The sequence below is a fragment of the Pedobacter sp. genome (assembly GCF_041662865.1).
Classification (GTDB): Bacteria; Bacteroidota; Bacteroidia; order Sphingobacteriales; family Sphingobacteriaceae; genus Pedobacter.
Genome location: NZ_JBAZRL010000056.1, coordinates 1 through 18180, shown reverse-complemented (window position 1 = coordinate 18180; position 18180 = coordinate 1). Strand labels below are relative to the sequence as shown.

15 protein-coding genes and 1 pseudogene are annotated in these 18180 nt (G+C 35.3%); 14 read left to right on the top strand and 2 right to left on the bottom strand.

Features of this window, described 5'->3' with window-relative positions; translation table 11 throughout:
* The 14 genes and pseudogenes from WC622_RS14515 to WC622_RS14450 all read left to right on the top strand — a co-directional run.
* A pseudogene (locus WC622_RS14515) lies at nt 1-378 on the top strand (aldehyde dehydrogenase (NADP(+))); the annotation flags it as partial.
* Nucleotides 375-1373, top strand: coding sequence for a 4-hydroxyproline epimerase (locus WC622_RS14510; protein WP_372820424.1), 999 nt, complete (start codon nt 375-377; stop codon nt 1371-1373). The pseudogene WC622_RS14515 and the gene WC622_RS14510, both read left to right, overlap by 4 nt.
* 95 nt (nt 1374-1468) lie before the next feature.
* Nucleotides 1469-2761 carry an NAD(P)/FAD-dependent oxidoreductase gene (locus tag WC622_RS14505; protein WP_372820423.1) on the top strand — a complete coding sequence of 431 codons (1293 nt, stop codon included), beginning with the start codon at nt 1469-1471 and terminating at the stop codon, nt 2759-2761.
* A 96-nt stretch (nt 2762-2857) separates the two neighbouring features.
* Nucleotides 2858-3286, top strand: a complete 429-nt coding sequence (locus tag WC622_RS14500) for an Rrf2 family transcriptional regulator (RefSeq protein WP_372820422.1) — start codon at nt 2858-2860, stop codon at nt 3284-3286.
* Nucleotides 3287-3434: 148 nt separating this feature from the next.
* Nucleotides 3435-5528 (top strand): nitrite reductase, encoded by a 2094-nt coding sequence (locus WC622_RS14495; protein WP_372820421.1) that lies wholly within the window; start codon nt 3435-3437, stop codon nt 5526-5528.
* Nucleotides 5525-6301, top strand: coding sequence for a uroporphyrinogen-III C-methyltransferase (gene cobA, locus WC622_RS14490; RefSeq protein WP_372820420.1), 777 nt, complete (start codon nt 5525-5527; stop codon nt 6299-6301). Before WC622_RS14495 ends, cobA (WC622_RS14490) begins: the two co-directional genes overlap by 4 nt.
* The gene (locus WC622_RS14485; RefSeq protein WP_372820419.1) at nt 6285-7796 is read left to right on the top strand and encodes a TSUP family transporter; all 1512 of its coding nucleotides are present in this window, start codon (nt 6285-6287) and stop codon (nt 7794-7796) included. Before cobA (WC622_RS14490) ends, WC622_RS14485 begins: the two co-directional genes overlap by 17 nt.
* A gap of 1 nt (nt 7797) precedes the next feature.
* Complete coding sequence (locus WC622_RS14480) at nt 7798-8502, top strand: phosphoadenylyl-sulfate reductase (RefSeq protein WP_372820418.1); 705 nt, start codon at nt 7798-7800, stop codon at nt 8500-8502.
* A gap of 30 nt (nt 8503-8532) precedes the next feature.
* Entirely contained in the window at nt 8533-9438 is a 906-nt protein-coding gene (gene cysD, locus WC622_RS14475; protein WP_372820417.1) for a sulfate adenylyltransferase subunit CysD, read from the top strand.
* Nucleotides 9439-9529: 91 nt separating this feature from the next.
* The gene (locus WC622_RS14470; RefSeq protein WP_372820416.1) at nt 9530-10780 is read left to right on the top strand and encodes a sulfate adenylyltransferase subunit 1; all 1251 of its coding nucleotides are present in this window, start codon (nt 9530-9532) and stop codon (nt 10778-10780) included.
* 210 nt (nt 10781-10990) lie between these two features.
* Complete coding sequence (cobA, locus tag WC622_RS14465; RefSeq protein WP_372820415.1) at nt 10991-11785, top strand: uroporphyrinogen-III C-methyltransferase; 795 nt, start codon at nt 10991-10993, stop codon at nt 11783-11785.
* Nucleotides 11786-11981: 196 nt separating this feature from the next.
* Nucleotides 11982-13388, top strand: coding sequence for a glycogen synthase (locus WC622_RS14460; RefSeq protein ID WP_372820414.1), 1407 nt, complete (start codon nt 11982-11984; stop codon nt 13386-13388).
* 12 nt (nt 13389-13400) lie between these two features.
* A complete protein-coding gene (locus WC622_RS14455) occupies nt 13401-14672 on the top strand; it encodes a glucose-1-phosphate adenylyltransferase (protein ID WP_372820413.1) in 1272 nt (423 codons plus the stop codon).
* Nucleotides 14673-14753: 81 nt separating this feature from the next.
* Nucleotides 14754-15353 (top strand): CDP-alcohol phosphatidyltransferase family protein, encoded by a 600-nt coding sequence (locus WC622_RS14450; protein WP_372820412.1) that lies wholly within the window; start codon nt 14754-14756, stop codon nt 15351-15353.
* A gap of 8 nt (nt 15354-15361) precedes the next feature.
* Here WC622_RS14450 and WC622_RS14445 read toward each other — a convergent pair whose 3' ends face one another.
* The gene (locus WC622_RS14445; protein ID WP_372820411.1) at nt 15362-16720 is read right to left on the bottom strand and encodes a PAS domain-containing sensor histidine kinase; all 1359 of its coding nucleotides are present in this window, start codon (nt 16718-16720) and stop codon (nt 15362-15364) included.
* Between the two features lie 73 nt (nt 16721-16793).
* On the bottom strand, nt 16794-18164 hold the full coding sequence (locus tag WC622_RS14440; protein ID WP_372820425.1) for a sigma-54-dependent transcriptional regulator: 1371 nt from the start codon (nt 18162-18164) through the stop codon (nt 16794-16796).
* Nucleotides 18165-18180 lie beyond the last annotated feature (16 nt).

Here is an 18180-nt window from a genome sequence, read left to right as displayed (position 1 = left end):
GCAGATGAGAAAGAATTACTGGAAGTTGCTAAAGCGTTAGAGGGACAATTAACGGCGACCTTAATGGCTACGCCAAACGACATTAGAGCACACCAAGAATTGATAAATTACATACAAGATATTTGCGGTCGTTTTATTTTTAACAATGTACCCACAGGCGTGGATGTAAGCTTACCAATGCATCATGGCGGACCTTTTCCTGCAAGTACAGATAGTCGTTTTACGTCTGTAGGTGCTGATGGGATTAAGCGTTTTGCTCGTCCGTTAGCATACCAAAATTGGGATGATGAGTTTTTGCCAGCTGAACTGAAAAACGCAAATCCACTAGGTATTTGGAGAACTGTAAATAACGAATTAACTCGCGATAAAATTTCATGAAGAAAACATTTAGTTGTATAGATGCTCACACCTGTGGAAATCCGGTAAGAGTGGTAGCGGGAGGCGGTCCGTTATTGGTGGGAAATAGCATGATGGAGCGTCGCTTACATTTCCTCAAGGAATACGATTGGATTCGCAAAGGGTTAATGTTTGAACCACGTGGTCATGATATGATGAGCGGCAGTATTTTATATCCACCCATAGATTCGGCTAACGATATTGGCGTATTGTATATTGAGACGAGTGGTTGTTTACCGATGTGCGGTCATGGCACAATTGGTACAGTAACCATTGCTATTGAAGAAGGATTAGTCATCCCTAAAGTGCCTGGAAAATTGCGTTTAGAAACTCCAGCAGGATTAGTTTTAGTAGAATATGTGCAAGTAGATGGGAAAGTTAAATCGGTAAAACTGATTAATATTAAATCTTTTTTAGCTGCTGAAGGACTAACTGTAGAGTGCCCCGATTTAGGGGAATTAATAGTTGATGTGGCCTATGGTGGTAATTTTTATGCGATTGTAGACCCACAAAAAAATTTTAAAGGCTTAGAAAATCATACCGCTGATCAACTGATTAGTTGGAGTAGAACGTGTCGTAAGTTGATGAACGAAAAATACACTTTTGTCCATCCAGAAGATCCAAATATAAATGGATTAAGTCACTTTTTATGGGCAGGCGCTACAATTTCTCCGGGAGCAACTGCTAGAAATGCTGTGTTTTATGGCGATAAAGCAATAGACCGTTCGCCTTGTGGTACAGGAACATCAGCCCGTATGGCACAATGGTTTGCCAAAGGGAAATTAAAAAAAGGCGATCGATTTGTGCATGAAAGTATTATCGGCTCTCAGTTTATCGGTACTATTGAAGAAGAGACAACGATTAATGGTCAACCGGCAATTGTACCTGGTATAGAAGGCTGGGCAAAAGTTACGGGTTATAATACCATTTTTATAGATGACGATGATCCGTATGCACATGGTTTTCAGGTTATATAAAGTTAAAAGCTGAAAGACCCAAGCAGAAAGCGCAAATCTCAAAATGTCATCCTGAGCTTGTCGAAGGATTTCTTTCCAGAAAATATAGTATCAATATGACCAACTCATCTTCCATTTCTCCTCTTCCATCTTCCATTAATAAAAAAGGCAACATCACCATTATAGGTGCAGGCATTATCGGGCTTTGTTCTGCTTATTATCTTGTAAAAGAAGGCTACCATGTTACTTTATTAGAGCAAGGCGATTTATTGAATAACTGTTCTTCTGGTAACGCTGGAATGATTGTCCCAAGCCATTTTGTACCCTTAGCTGCACCTGGAATGATTAGTAAAGGCATAAAATGGATGTTCGATAGTAAAAGCCCGTTTTATGTAAAACCATCTTTAAATCCAAAACTGATTTCTTGGGGACTGAAATTCTGGAAATACTCAAATCAACAGCATGTAGATCGTGTTGCAGAACCGTTACGAGATTTACATGTATTGAGTAAAGAATTGTATGACGAATTAGCCAAAGAACCAGAATTGAATTTCGGCTTGGAGAAAAAAGGCATTTTAATGCTGTATAAAAATCAAGCCACGGGTGATGAAGAAATACATTTAGCCAAGAAAGCACAACAATTAGGGTTAGATGTAGCAATTTTGAATGCCAAAGAAACGCAAGCGTTAGAGCCAGATACTAAATTAGACATCTTAGGGTCTGTTCACTATCGCTGTGATGCACATTTATACCCCAATAATTTGGTGAAACAATTGATAGCCTACGTAAAAGCGAATGGTGCTGAAATTATTACGAATTGTAAGGTTAATGGCTTGGAAATTACTAACGGAGAAATCAAAACTATTCACAATACAAAAGGGGATTTTGCTGCAGATACAGTAGTCATGACGGGTGGTTCATGGTTGCCGGAATTAGCGCAGCAAGCTCATTTAACTATTCCTATTATGCCAGGCAAAGGGTATTCATTTATGGTAGATCCGACTCATCCAATTCATCATCCAGCATTGTTATTAGAAGCAAGGGTTGCTGTAACGCCAATGAATGGTCAGGTACGTTTTGGTGGAACGATGGAAATCGCACCAATTAATCACAAAGTGAATATGAATAGGGTACAGGGAATTGTAAATTCTATTCCTCAATATTATCCAGATTACCAAGTTGCTGTTCCTCAAATTGATAAAATATGGTATGGCTTTAGGCCATGTTCGCCAGATGGTTTGCCCTATATTGGTTATAGCAAAAAGCTAAAAAATCTAATTGTTGCGGGTGGCCATGGTATGATGGGGGTTAGTTTAGCACCTATTACCGGCAAATTGGTTTCAGAATTGGTAACAGATACCAAATTATCTACAGACATAGGTATTTATTCGCCAAACCGTTTTAATTAAAGATTGATTTAGCAAGAAAATGATCTCAATCCACGTTAAATTGCATAGGACGAATTTTTTTCAAAACTCACATTTTAATATTAGCTTTGTTTTTATATGCTATCCAAGAAAACAAAGTACGCTATAAAAGCGCTGGTAGTTTTAGGAAAAAACCTATCACAACCGCCAATGCAAATCGCTCGTATCGCTGAGGAAGAGCATATTCCCAAAAAGTTTTTAGAACAAATATTGCTAGATCTTCGCAATGCGGGATATTTATACAGTAAAAAAGGAGCTGGGGGTGGTTATAGCCTAAATAAAAATCCAGAAGACATTTACTTAGTAGATATCTTACGTATTACAGATGGTCCAATTGCAATGGTACCATGTGCCAGTTTAAAATTCTATCACAAATGTGAAGAATGCCACGATGAAGTAACTTGCGGAATTCGTAAAGCATTTATTGATGTTAGAGATGCTAGTTTAAAGGTTTTAAGTGAAACTAGCATTGCTGATATTATCGAAAGAGAGAAGCTCCCAGCCTAAATAAAAGCACTACTTATTCTTTTTGAAATTATTTATAAATAAAGTCTACTATTTCTATGTACTTTATATATATTTGCCAAATCATTGTTTTGTTTCACTCGTAAATTGACTAACTAAAGCAAATGATATTTGGCAAAACAATAATTTTATGCAGAGTTTTAGAACAGAATTAGAAAATCCTATTGTAGAAAAAGACATCATCGATCTTGAAAAGAAGATTAACGATTTTCGTTCTGGTAAAATTCACGATGAACGTTTTAGGAGTTTGCGCTTGGCCCGTGGTATTTACGGACAAAGACAACCTGGCGTACAAATGGTTCGTATTAAACTGCCTTTTGGCAAGGTAACATTTAAACAATTTCTTCGCATTGCAGATATTGCTGATGAATACGGAAGTGGTAATTTACACCTCACCACTCGTCAGGATATACAAATTCACTATGTGAGTTTAGATAGAACACCAGAACTTTGGGCAAAATTAGAACAAGATGATGTGACGATTAGAGAAGCCTGTGGTAATACGGTTCGTAATGTAACTTCATCGCCAACATCGGGCATAGATCCAGACGAACCTTTTGATGTTTCGCCTTACGCACACGCTGTATTTTCTTATTTTTTGCGTAATCCAATTTGCCAAGAGATGGGAAGGAAAATTAAAATCTCATTTTCTAGCAGTGATAAAGATACCGCATTTAGCTATATCCACGATTTAGGCTTTATCCCTAAAATAAATGAAAAGGGCGAACGAGGTTTTAAAGTTTTATTTGCAGGCGGCTTAGGAGCACAACCTTTTTTAGCAGCGCCAATACATGATTTTTTACCAGAAGATCAGTTAATTCCATTTTCTGAATCAGTATTACGTGTTTTTGATCGTTATGGCGAACGTACCAATAGAAATAAAGCTCGTTTAAAGTATTTAGTTCAAAAATTAGGGTTAGAAGAAGTTTTACGTTTGGTTGAAGAAGAACAATTAGCTAATAAAGTAAAAACTTTCAGCATAGATTTAACTACAGTTCCTCAACCTGTTTTGCCTGTAAGTCAAAATTATCCGCCAGTTGAAATAGCGAACGAAAACCATTACCAACATTGGTTGGCTACAAATGTATTTGAGCAAAAGCAACGTGGATATTTCGGTGTATATGTAAAAGTGAAAGTGGGCGATATTAAAACAGATAAAGCCAGAATATTCATCAATGCAATTAAACCGTACGTAGCCGATGAAATAAGAGTTACTCAAAATCAGGGTTTATTGCTAAAATTTGTGAGTGAAAAAGCGTTGCCATCGTTGTACAATGCATTATTCAACATTGGTTTTGCAAATGCAGGTTTTGATAGTTTGGCCGATATTACCACTTGTCCGGGTACCGATACCTGTAATCTAGGTATATCAAACAGCATGACTTTAGCGGAAGTTTTAGAAGAAGTGATTTATGAAGATTTCCCTGAGTTTATTTACGAGAAAAACATCAAAATAAAAATTAGCGGCTGTATGAATTCTTGCGGTCAACATGGTTTGGCTGAAATAGGGTTTCACGGTAGTTCAGTAAAAGCAGAAGGTAAAGTGGTACCGGCAGTTCAAGTCATGTTAGGAGGAGGTACAGTTGGCGATGGTGTAGGTAGAGTAGCAGAACGTGTTATTAAAGTTCCATCAAAAAGAGCAACGCAGGCTTTACATTATATTTTGAACGATTTTAAAGCTAATAATTTAGCTGATGAAAACTTTCATCATTATTACGATAGAAAAGGCAAAGATCATTTTTATCAATTATTAAAACCTTTGGCAGATTTAACAGCATTAAAAAGTGAAGAATTTGTGGATTGGGGACATGAAGAAATCTTTCAAACTGCAATTGGTGTTGGAGAATGTGCGGGTGTGGTAATTGATTTGGTAGCGACCTTGTTATTAGAAGCAGAAGAGAAATTTAGTTGGGCAGAGCAGGCTTTCAATGAACAGGCATTTGCCGATGCGATTTACCATGCCTATAGTGTATTTGTGAGTGGAGCTAAAGCTTTATTACTGGATAAAGGCATTAATAGTAGTACACAAATTGGTGTAATTCGCGAGTTCGATAATCATTACGTAACCACTGGAGAATTTAGTTTTGAGACCAGTTTTTCTGATCTGGTTTTACAGATTAATAAGAATGAGCCATCTGCAGAATTTGCACAACAATATCTTGCCACAGCAAATCAATTTTTAGAACAAGTTAAAGCCGTTAGGGCAGGAGCATTATTATCATGATAGAGCGAAAAATAAATAAAGAACCAAAAATAACCCTTTTAGGCGCAGGTCCTGGAGATCCGGAATTGTTAACCTTAAAGGGTGTTAAAGCATTGCAAGCTGCAGATGTGGTGTTGTATGATGCCTTAATTTGTGAAGCATTATTAGCTTATGCACCTGCAGATTCTATCAAAGTTTATGTAGGTAAACGTTCTGGCGAACATTCGTATTCTCAAAATGCGATTAATAAATTAATGATAGATTATGCCTTAAACTATGGTCATGTAGTAAGACTAAAAGGCGGAGATCCATTTGTTTTTGGTAGAGGATATGAAGAATTGGATTATGCTGCCTCTTATAGCATTCCAGTAAGTGTTATTCCTGGTATTTCAAGCTCTATTGGCGTTCCGGGTTTACAACAAATTCCAGTTACACATCGTGGTTTAAGCGAAAGTTTTTGGGTAATTACTGGCATGACTTCATCTGGCGAAATGTCGGAAGATATTTATCAAGCTGCTAATTCAAAAGCAACTGTAATTATATTAATGGGGTTAAAGAAACTGCCTGAGATTGTGGAGATTTTTAAAGGTTCTGGTAAACATAATTTGCCAGCTGCGGTCGTTCAAAATGGTTCATCTGAAGATGAAAAGCTGGTAGTTGGTACAGTTGATTCAATTTACGAGATCGTTAAGAGAGAAAAAATTGAAGCGCCTGCATTGTTAATTTTTGGAGAAGTAGTGTCGCTTCATCCATCGTTTAAATCGTTAATTAAACACTATGCTTCCATTGCCTAACCTACAAACTGATAATGTGGCTTTTTCTCAAAAGGAAGAAGGAAATCAGCTGTTTCCAGTTTTTATAAAACTAAATCAGTTGCGCACATTATTAATTGGTGCAGGTAATATTGGCTTAGAAAAGTTAAATGCGATCTTAAACAACAGTCAATATGCTAGAGTTACAGTTGTTGCAGCTGCAGTTTCTCCAGAATTTCGTTTGTTTTTAGCAAATCATCCAAACCTAAAACTAAAGGAAAAAAGTTTTGATGCTGATGATTTAAATGATATCGATATCGTATTCGCGGCTACTAATGACAACAATTTAAATGAAGAAATTAGGTTAGCAGCACACGATAGAGGTTTGTTAATTAACGTTGCGGATAAACCAGCACTATGTGATTTTTATTTAGGTTCTATTGTACAAAAAGGCGATTTAAAAATTGCGATCTCTACCAATGGGAAATCGCCAACAATAGCTAAACGCTTAAAACAGATTTTAAATGAGAGTTTGCCGGCTGAGTTAGATACAACATTGCAAAACATGAGTGCTTTGCGTCAAACCTTAAATGGAGATTTCGCTGTAAAAGTGAAAAAACTGAATAAGGTCACTGAAAGCTTAATTAACCCGAAGAAAAGCTTTTTAGCTACCAACATTAATTGGTTAATATGGCTTTCTCTTGTGTTTTTATTAACTACCGTTGGTTTCACATTGTGGAATACAGAACCAGAATTTCAATCGTTCTTGATTCACATTGATCCATTATTCTATTGGTTTTTAGGAGCGGGATTTGTTTTTGCAATGATAGACGGCGCAATTGGAATGTCGTATGGAGTTACCTCTGCATCTTTCTCATTGGCAATGGGTTTGCCGCCAGCATCAGCTAGTATGGCTATTCATATTTCTGAAGTTTTAAGCAACGGTATAGCCGGATGGATGCACTTTAGAATGGGAAATGTAAACTGGAAACTCTTTAAATTATTAATTATTCCTGCAATAGTTGGAGCAGTTTTGGGCGCTTATTTATTGTCATCATTGGAGCATTATAGTCAGTATACAAAACCAATTGTGGCTATTTATACACTAATTTTAGGAGGAATTATTTTAATGAAAGCCTTTAACATCAGAAGAAAAAGAGCAGAGCATAAAATAAGGAAAATTGGGATTTTAGGTTTCTTCGGTGGGTTTATTGATGCAGCATTTGGTGGAGGTTGGGGTTCAATTGTACTTTCTTCATTAATTGCAGGGGGCAGACATCCTTTGTTTTCATTGGGAACGGTAAAAATTAGTCGATTTTTTATTGCCACATTAAGCTCGCTTACTTTTTTTACCATGTTAGGCGGCAGATATTGGGAAGCAGTTTTAGGTTTAATTATAGGAAGTGCACTAGCATCTCCAATAGCGGCAAAAGTATCTAACAGAATTTCTGCAAAAACCATTATGGTAGCAGTAGGTATTATTGTAATGCTGGTAAGTGCCCGCAGTGTGATTTTATTCATTTTAAAATTGATTTAAGATGGAAGCTTTAGAGGAAAATATAAAAGAAGAATTAGCAGGTTTAACTACAGTTGATAAGTTGTGGTATTTAGCTCGCAGATTTGAAGGGAAAATAGTGTTTAGCACGAGTTTTGGGTGGGAGGATCAAGTTATAACGCATCTTATTTTTGCAAATAATATCCCAATTAAGGTGTTTACGTTAGAAACAGGTCGCCTATTTCCAGAAACCTATTACGTGTGGAATAGAACATTGGAAGTTTATCAGCAACCTATCCACGCCTATTACCCACAAACAGATTTAGTGCAAAATATGGTCAATACGAAAGGACCAAATAGTTTTTACGAATCTGTTGAGAATAGGAAAGAATGTTGTTACATCCGAAAAATAGAACCGTTAAAACGAGCATTAAGTGGTAATGAAATTTGGATTACTGGAATTAGAGCAGAGCAAAGTGCAAATAGAGAAGACATGAGAGATGTAGAATGGGATGAAGGTAATCGGCTCTTAAAATTTCATCCAATTTTTGACTGGACTTTAGAGGAGGTAAAACAATACATAAAAGAAAACAACATTGTTTACAATACATTACACGACAAAGGTTTCCCAAGTATTGGTTGTGCCCCATGTACACGAGCAGTACAGCCAAGAGAAGATTTTAGAGCAGGCAGATGGTGGTGGGAAGATCAATCAAAAAAGGAATGTGGGTTACATCAGGCATCGTAAACCCGAAGTGAATTTAGAACGAAGAGAAAAATGAGTAGATATAATTTAGATTATTTAGATGAATTGGAGGCCGAGGCTATTCACATTTTACGTGAAGTAGCAGGGCAATTTGAGAAACCTGCATTGCTTTTTTCAGGGGGTAAGGATTCTATTACACTAGTACGTTTGGCAGAGAAAGCATTCAGACCGGGTAAATTTCCTTTTCCATTGGTACATATTGATACTGGACATAATTTTGAAGAAACGATTGAGTACCGTGATAAAATGATTGCCAGAATTGGCGAGAAATTAATTGTTGGTTCAGTACAAAAATCAATAAATGAAGGAAAAGTGATAGAGCAAACTGGTAAAAATGCCAGCAGAAATACATTACAAACAGTAACGCTGTTAGATACAATTTTAGAAAATGGTTTTGATGCCTGTATTGGTGGCGCTCGTAGAGATGAAGAAAAAGCCAGAGCAAAAGAGCGCATTTTTTCTGTGAGAGATGAATTTGGTCAATGGGATCCAAAACGCCAACGTCCAGAATTATGGAACATTTACAACGGTAAAATTCATAAAGGCGAAAACGTACGTGTTTTTCCGATAAGTAATTGGACAGAGCTTGATGTTTGGAATTATATCCGCAGAGAAAAAATTGAATTGCCGAGCATTTATTTTGCGCACCAACGTGATTGTATTACCAGAAATGGCCAGCTAATGGCAGCTTCTCCATTTTTAAATATGGATGAAGAAGATATCGTAGTGAATAAAAAAGTTCGTTTCCGTACAGTTGGAGATATGTCTTGTACAGCCGCTGTAGAATCTGATGCTGATTTAATCGACGATATCATTCAAGAAATAAGTGATTCTAAAATATCAGAGCGTGGCGCTCGTATGGATGATAAAGTTTCTGAAGCCGCAATGGAAGACAGGAAAAAAGGAGGATACTTTTAATCTAGTTGGTTAGTTGTTTTGTGTGTTAGTTGGTTAGAACCGATGTTCTTCCAAACAGCCAAACAACTAATCATCTAAACAACCAAAAATTATGAACATATTAAAATTTTTCACAGCAGGCAGCGTAGATGATGGTAAAAGTACCCTTATCGGCCGCTTGTTATACGATACAGATTCCATCTTAGCAGATCAATTAGAAGCATTACAAAATTCTAATCGAAAAAACGATGATGGAACAATAGATTTAGCCATTTTAACCGATGGACTAAGAGCAGAACGCGAACAAGGAATTACTATTGATGTGGCCTATAAATACTTTCAGACCGAGAAGAGAAAATTTATTATAGCCGATACTCCGGGCCACATTCAATATACTAGAAACATGGTTACAGGTGCATCAACAGCTAATTTGGCAATCATTTTAATTGATGCTAGAAATGGAGTTGTAGAGCAAACTATTCGCCATTCCTATTTGGTTTCACTATTGGGAATTAAGCATATTGTAGTGTGTATCAATAAAATGGATATGGTTGATTATAGCGAAACTATTTTCGATGCCATTACCAATAAATATAAAATATTAGCACAACAACTTAATTTAGAAGATGTAACTTATATTCCTGTGAGTGCATTAAAGGGCGATAATATTGTGCAACCTTCAACTAATATGCATTGGTACGAGGGCGAAAGTTTATTGCATTTTTTAGAAGAAGTAGATACTGATCATCAAGAAACTTTAACACAAGCTCGTTTCCCTGTTCAGTGGGTAATTAGACCTCAAACAGATGAATTACACGATTATAGAGGTTATGCTGGTCGTGTGTTAAGTGGTACGTTTAAAGTGAACGATAAAATAACAGTATTGCCTTCGGGAGCGAGTTCATCCATCAGTAAAATAGAGTTTTTCGATAATGAATTAAAAGAAGCGATTGCTGGTCAATCGGTTACTATTCATTTAAAAGATAATATAGACATTAGTAGGGGAGATAGTATTGTAAATTCATCGGCTTTGCCACACGATACTAAACTTATTGAAGCTGATTTATGTTGGATGGACAGCAGAGCATTAGACACTTCGTTAGTATATTTAATTCAGCATAACAGCAAAACCACCAAATGTAAAATCAGTGAAATTTTGCACAAAGTGGATATCAATACACTAGAAAAACACAATGCTGAAGAATTTAAATTAAATGATATTGGCAGAGTAATTCTTAAAACTGCCGAAGCGTTATCTTTTGATCTTTATAACGAAAATCGTACAAACGGTTCAGCAATTTTGGTAGATAGTCGTACAAATTTAACGGTTGGAGCTTTAATGTTTAGAGCTTCGGTAGAGTAAAATTGGTTAATAGCTTGGATGCATAGCTAACCGACACGTCCTTGCGAGGCACGAAGCAATCTTACAACCCCTGCAAAGAGCGAGCAAATCAATTGCTTTAAGATTGCTTCGTGCCTCGCAAAGATGGAATTTATATTATTTTAAATAAATACTACTAATTCCATAGATATTATATATATTTGTTGCATTGTTATATTAATTCGTTGAGTGATGATAGTAAAGCAGGTAGAAAAAACTACAATTGAACCAAAAATTACTTTAGTAGGAGCTGGTCCTGGAGATCCAGATTTGTTAACCTTGAAAGGCGTGAAAGCTTTAAAAAGCGCAAATGTTGTATTATATGATGCTTTAGTAAATGAAGCTTTGTTAAATTATGCTCCAGAAAATGCAATTAAAGTTTATGTAGGTAAACGCTCTGGCGATGAATCATTCTCACAAGAATTAGTGAACAAGTTAATGGTAGATTATGCTTTAAACTACGGACATGTAGTTCGACTTAAAAGTGGTGATCCATTTGTTTTTGCTCGTGGTTACGAAGAAATAGATGTTGCAGAATCATATAGCATTCCTACAGAAATTGTTCCAGGGGTTTCAAGTGCTTTGGGCGTACCAGGGTTGCAGAAAATCCCTATGGTTTATGGTACGCTTAGCGAAAGTTTTTGGGTAGTTACAGGAACAAATGCTGTCGGAGAAATCTCTCCAGATTTACATGTTGCAGCAAAATCTAACGCTACAATTGTTGTGCTAATGGGAGTAGAAAAGATTAAGGAAATCGCCTCAATATTTAAAGCAGAAGGAAAAGATAATTTACCTGTTGCTGTGATTGAAAATGGTTCATCTGCTCAAGAAAACGTAGTTGTTGGTGTAGTAGAAACGATAGAAGAATTAATTATTGAAAAAAATATTAGCTCTCCAGCATTATTAGTGTTTGGTAATGTAGTGTCTCTACATCCTCAATTTAATGCAATAAAAGAGTTTTATGCCATTCTTTCACAAGAAGAATAATACGTTCTTATAATTTATATACTTATTTTTTTGTTTGGTTGTGAAGGCTCTGGTAATTTATCGGAGCTTTTCTCTTTTGATATATTTGCTTACAAATCCCTTTTTCCAGTATTAAGTTTTTGAAAAATTATTGCTCGAAATGTTTGCAATACTCAATCTATTGCCTATTTTGACTAAGTTTTTCAAACCCCTACTTATGGAAATTATACACTTCAGTGCAGAATGTTATCCGGTTGCTAAAGTTGGCGGATTAGGTGATGTTGTTGGAGCCCTACCTAAATATCAAAATAAGCTAAATCATGTTGCTAAGGTGGTAATGCCAGCTTATAATACCAAATTCTTGCATCAAAATGAGTTTGAAGTAGTGTATGATGGTTGGGTAAGATTAGGTGCTGCTAATTATCAGGCTAGGATATTTAGAGAAAAAACAAATAAACTAGGTTTCGATTTATTTTTAGTGCATATCGCTGATTTATTAGATCGCGATAAGGTGTATGGATATGAGGATGATACAGAGCGTTTCTTAGCTTTTCAAATTGCTGCATTAGATTGGATTGCACAATGGGAACATAAACCAAATGTAATTCATTGCCATGATCATCATACTGGTTTAATTCCTTTTATGGTGGGAAATTGCTATAATTATCGACATTTAAATCATATTCCTACCATTTTAACAATCCATAATGCTCAATATCAAGGTCAATTTGGTTGGGATAAATTACACTATATACCATCTTTTGATTTACGGAATGCAAGTAAACTAGATTGGGATAATTCTATAAATCCACTAGCATCTGCTATAAAATGTGCGTGGAGAGTAACCACGGTTTCCCCAAGTTATTTAGAAGAAATTAGTCATAAAGCCAATGGATTAGAAAGTTTATTTGCGCAAGAACGCGGAAAATCTGTTGGCATCTTAAATGGTATAGATAATGAAGTTTGGAATCCGCAAAAAGATCCAATGCTAACCAAAGGATTTGCTGTTCGTACTGTAGAAAGTGGAAAAAAAGCAAACAAAGAGGCACTTTGTAGTGTTTTTAATTTAGATCCAACAAAACCACTTTATACATTTATTGGACGATTAGTTGGAGAAAAAGGTGCAGATCTATTACCAGAAATTTTTTATAATGCGTTACAGCAAAGCGGTGGAGAAATCAATATTTTGGTGTTAGGTTCAGGAGAGACAGAGGTGGAAGATAGATTAAATGCTTTAACACATCAATTTCCTGGTAGGTATAACGCATATATTGGATACAATGAATCATTATCACATCAAATTTATGCAGGTGCAGATTTCCTTTTAATGCCATCAAGAGTAGAACCTTGCGGTTTAAATCAAATGTATGCGTTGCGTTACGGCACAATTCCGATTGTAAGACGTATAGGTGGATTAAAAGATACAGTGGTTGATATTGGTGATGGGGGATTTGGAATTTGCCACGATCAAACTAGTATTTGGGATGTAGGGCATGCCATTGGAAGGGCTTTTGATTTATTTTTAGATCAGAAAAAAGTGAAAGAAATTCGTAAGTTTATCATGACTTTGGACCACTCTTGGGATAGAGCTGCTCAACAGTACATTGATGTATACCAGATGTAAAACTAGACATATATGACCGACAAAGTATTGGGTGTAATTCTTGGTGGCGGCCAAGGATCAAGATTATCCCCGCTAACACAAACCCGCTCAAAACCCGCTGTGCCAATAGGAGGCAAGTATCGTTTAGTTGATATTCCCATCTCAAATTGCATAAATTCTGGTATTCACCGCATGTTTGTGCTTACTCAATTCAATTCTGCTTCTTTAAATAAGCACATTAAAAATACCTATCACTTTAGTCATTTTTCAAAGGCTTTTGTAGATATTTTAGCAGCAGAACAAACCCCAGAAAATCCAACATGGTTTCAAGGCACAGCAGATGCAGTGCGCCAATGTATGCATCACATTGTGAATCATGAATTTGATTATATTCTGATTTTATCTGGTGATCAATTATATCAGATGGATTTTAGAGCAATGTTAAAAGCTCATATTGATAAAAAAGCCGAGATTTCCATCGCTACTATTCCTGTGAACGCTTCAGATGCAACTGACTTTGGGATTTTAAAAACGGATGAGGAGAGCTTTATCACTTCTTTTATAGAAAAACCTAAAGCAGATTTACTGCCAGATTGGACTTCTGAAACGAGTGATGAAATGAAAGGTGCAGGAAGAAATTACTTGGCCTCAATGGGTATTTACATTTTTAATCGTGATTTACTGATTAAAATGTTGAATGATAACCCCGAAGAAAAAGATTTTGGAAAAGAGATTATTCCAAGAGCATTATTAAGTAATCATGTTTTAAGCTATCAATATGAAGGATATTGGACTGATATTGGTAATATTTCTTCATTTTTTGAAGCGAACCTTGGCTTAACAGATGAACTCCCTCAATTTAATATGTTTGACAATGCGCATACTATATTTACAAGAGCTAGGATGTTACCACCATCGAAAGTATCGGGTACAACGTTAGAAAAAACTATTGTTTCTGAAGGATGCATTATACAAGCTAGTCGGGTAGAAAGAGCAGTTTTAGGGATTCGATCAAGAATTGGAAAAGGAACAACTATTGCAAATACGTACGTAATGGGTAGTGACCACTATCAAACTTTATTGGAAATACAAGAAGCAACAAATGCTGGTCAGCCGTTATTGGGCATTGGTGATCGTTGTTATATTAATAACGCAATTGTAGATAAAAATTGTCGAATAGGAAATGATGTTCGCATCAATGGTGGTACTCATTTAACTGAGGGCGATTATGGATTATATGTAGTGAAAGATGGAATTGTTGTTGTAAAAAAAGGTGCAACCATACCAAATGGGACTGTAATTTAATAAAATTCATATTTGAATAAATACAAAGCCTTTACTTTTTAGTAAAGGCTTTTTGTATATTGAAGAATCTAATCCCTATTTATGAGCATACCTTATTTACTAATACTATTTAGATTTTTATTAGCGCCTATCATCTTGCTCATCTCTTATTTTATGACAGACAGCGCCGCATATATAGTTTTGGTTTTAATGTTTTTAGGTCTGCTTTCTGATATTTTTGACGGAATTATAGCCAGGAAAATGAAAATCGATACCGAAAAAATGCGGAGATTAGATAGTCAGACAGATTTGGTTTTTTGGCTAAGCATTTCTGTCAGTTGTTATTTAATTTATCCAGAATTAATTAAAGAGAATCTAATTGGTGTACTTGCTGTTGTACTAATGGAAGCGGTATGCTATGGTGTTAGTTTAATCAAATTTGGCAAAGAAACCTGTACTCACGCATTTGTTTCTAAAATATGGGGCCTTACCTTATTAGCTACCTTTACATGTTTATTAGGTTTCGCTTATGGCGGATGGATGATGAAAATCTGCATTATTTTGGGCTTAATTTCACAATTAGATGTGATTTTAATCATCTTGTTTTTACCAAAATGGAAGCATGATGTTCCGAGTTTCTACCATGCCATTTTAATTAGAAAAGGAATTGAGTTTAAGAAAAACAAATATTTGAATAGCTAACCGAAATGTTAAGCATAATTAAACACCAAAGAAAAAGTTGTTTGTTGATTTGGGATAGAATTCACTTCTAAACTACCGCGGTGCATTTTCATAATATTGCGTGTAATAGTTAGGCCAATGCCAGACCCATTTTTGCGTGTAGTATAAAAAGGGACAAATATTTTCTCAATGTTACTTGCTTCAATTCCTTTTCCGTTATCAATTACATCGATATATACTTTATTGTGTGCTAAACGATAGGTAATTTCAATAATTGGCTGTTCTACACCTTCTAGAGCATATACGCTGTTGGTAATGAGGTTAATCAATGCTTGTTCTACTAACTTAAAATCTATTTGCAGTGAAATTTTAGATGAAGTTTGCAGTACTTGTAATTTAATATGTTTAGCACTCACCATAGGCTGCATTAACACTTTTACATGTTGCAAAATTTCACCAACACTATGCTGCTCAGCATTTGGAGTGGGTAATTCGGCAATCAATCGATAATCTTTAACGAAATCTAACAAACCTTCAGAACGACGTTTAATGGTTTGTAGGGCTGGTTTTAAATCCTCTAAATCTTCGTAATTTAAACTTTTTTTATCGTTAATCATTTGGTTTACAGTAGCAGAAAGCGAGCTAATAGGAGTGATAGAGTTTAAAATTTCATGAGAGATTACCCCAATTAAACGATTCCAAGCTTCAGTTTCTTTTTGTTCAATTTCATCTTTAATATTCTGAAATGAAATAATAATATGGTCAGCACCGTAAAGATTAAGCGGAATAACTTCTATAGAAAGTTGGATAAATTTATCTTGTATTTTTAATTCTAGAAAGCGTTTACCACCTGTATTTATCTTTTCTATTTCTTCGGCAAAAATGGGTAGATGTTGTTCAAATCGATGCCAATAACTATACGCAGGAACATTTAAGAGATTACTTGCAGCTAAATTGAAGAATGAAATTTCAGATTTTTGCTTTTCAGTTTTATTTTTTTTAACCACAATTACACCAACAGGAACTTGCTCTAATATGGTTTTAATGAGCTGAAAAATCGCGTCTTGTTCTAGCTGTATATCTTTATGGATTTGAATGATTTCATTAAACGATTCATACAATTCTGGAAAACTTCCTTTGGTAATCTTATTCTTAAAATTTAAAGTATGATCTCTTGTTTTAACAGCTAAAATGAAACGTTTAATATCTTCTCTAATTTGATTAATATAAAAATAGAGCGAAATGACAGTACCCAATAAAATTAGACTTACACCCGTAATAGTAAACCATAGTTGAGTATTGCGAACTAGATAAACCAATAATATGGCCAGCAAATTGATAAATAATAAGCGGCTTATTAAACGAAAAGTAAATCTTTGATAGAACATTACGTGTGTAAAAGTTTAAAGTTCGAGCCGAAAATTAATTGATTAAATATAGAAGTTTAGCGTGAATTAACTTTTAAAGTCCAAATTTTTCAATTCTACGATACAAAGCCGCACGTGTTAATCCTAATTCGGCAGCAGCTTTAGAAATATTCCCTTTGTGCTTCTCGATAGCTTTATTTACCATCATTTTTTCCATTTCTTCTAAAGGCATATCAGCTTGTAAAACCGCTTGATTACCAAATTTTTGTGGAGATAACTGCAAATCATTTTCATTAATTTCCAATCCATCAGCCATGATTATTGCTCTTTCAATAACATGTTGTAGCTCGCGAATATTGCCTGGCCAACTATAGTTAAGCATAGTTTGTTCGGCTTTAGCAGTAATCTTTTTGATCGCTTTATGATATTTAGTGCTAAAAACTTGCAAGAAATGATAAGCTAAAAGGACAATATCGTTGCCTCGTTGTCTTAGAGGTGGTAAAAGCAATTCTACCGTATTTATCCGAAATAATAAATCTTGTCTAAAAGTACTTTTTGCAACCATATCATTTAGAGGCATATTCGTGGCACTAATTAAACGTACATCAATTTTTCGTTCTTTACTTTCCCCTAAACGTGTAACTGTGCGATTTTGTAAAACACTTAATAATTTGGCTTGTAGCGGTAAAGAAAGATTTCCAATCTCATCTAAGAAAATTGTTCCACCATCTGCCATTTCAAAACGACCAGGTTTATCTTCTCTTGCATCTGTAAAAGCACCTTTTGCATAACCAAAAAGCTCACTTTCGAACAAGTTTTCATTTAGTGAACCTAAATCTACATGCATAAAAATCTGCTTTCTTCTTAGCGAATTCTTATGTAGTTCGTAAGCAAAAACTTGTTTTCCGGTACCATTTTCGCCTAAAATTAAAACATTTGCATCTGTAGGGGCTACTTTTAATAAGGTTTTCTGGAGTTGTTGCACACTAGCATCATTACCTACAATATGCTCAAATTTCCGAGCCATATCGCCTTGCATGGATGTATGAATTTTCTCTAATTTCTTAACTTTCTTATTCGATTGCCTTAATCGAGCTGCAGCGGAAAGCGTAGCATATAATTTTTCGTTTTCCCAAGGTTTGAGTATAAAATCTATTGCTCCCTTTTTAATAGCTTGAACTGCTAATTCTACATTGCCAAAGGCTGTCATCAAAATAACTACATAATCTTTGTCGATAGATAAAATATGTTCCAACCAATATAACCCCTCACGACCATCACTTGCGCCTTTTTGATAATTCATATCTAATAAAATGATATCGACATCATTTTTACTTAATAAGACATTAATTTCTCGTGGCGATTTACACGTAAGAATTTGATTAAAATGCTGTTTTAAAAAAAGCCTAGCACTTAATAGGATGTCATCGTCATCATCAATTACTAATATATTGGCATCTATCATATTCAAAATTAATTGA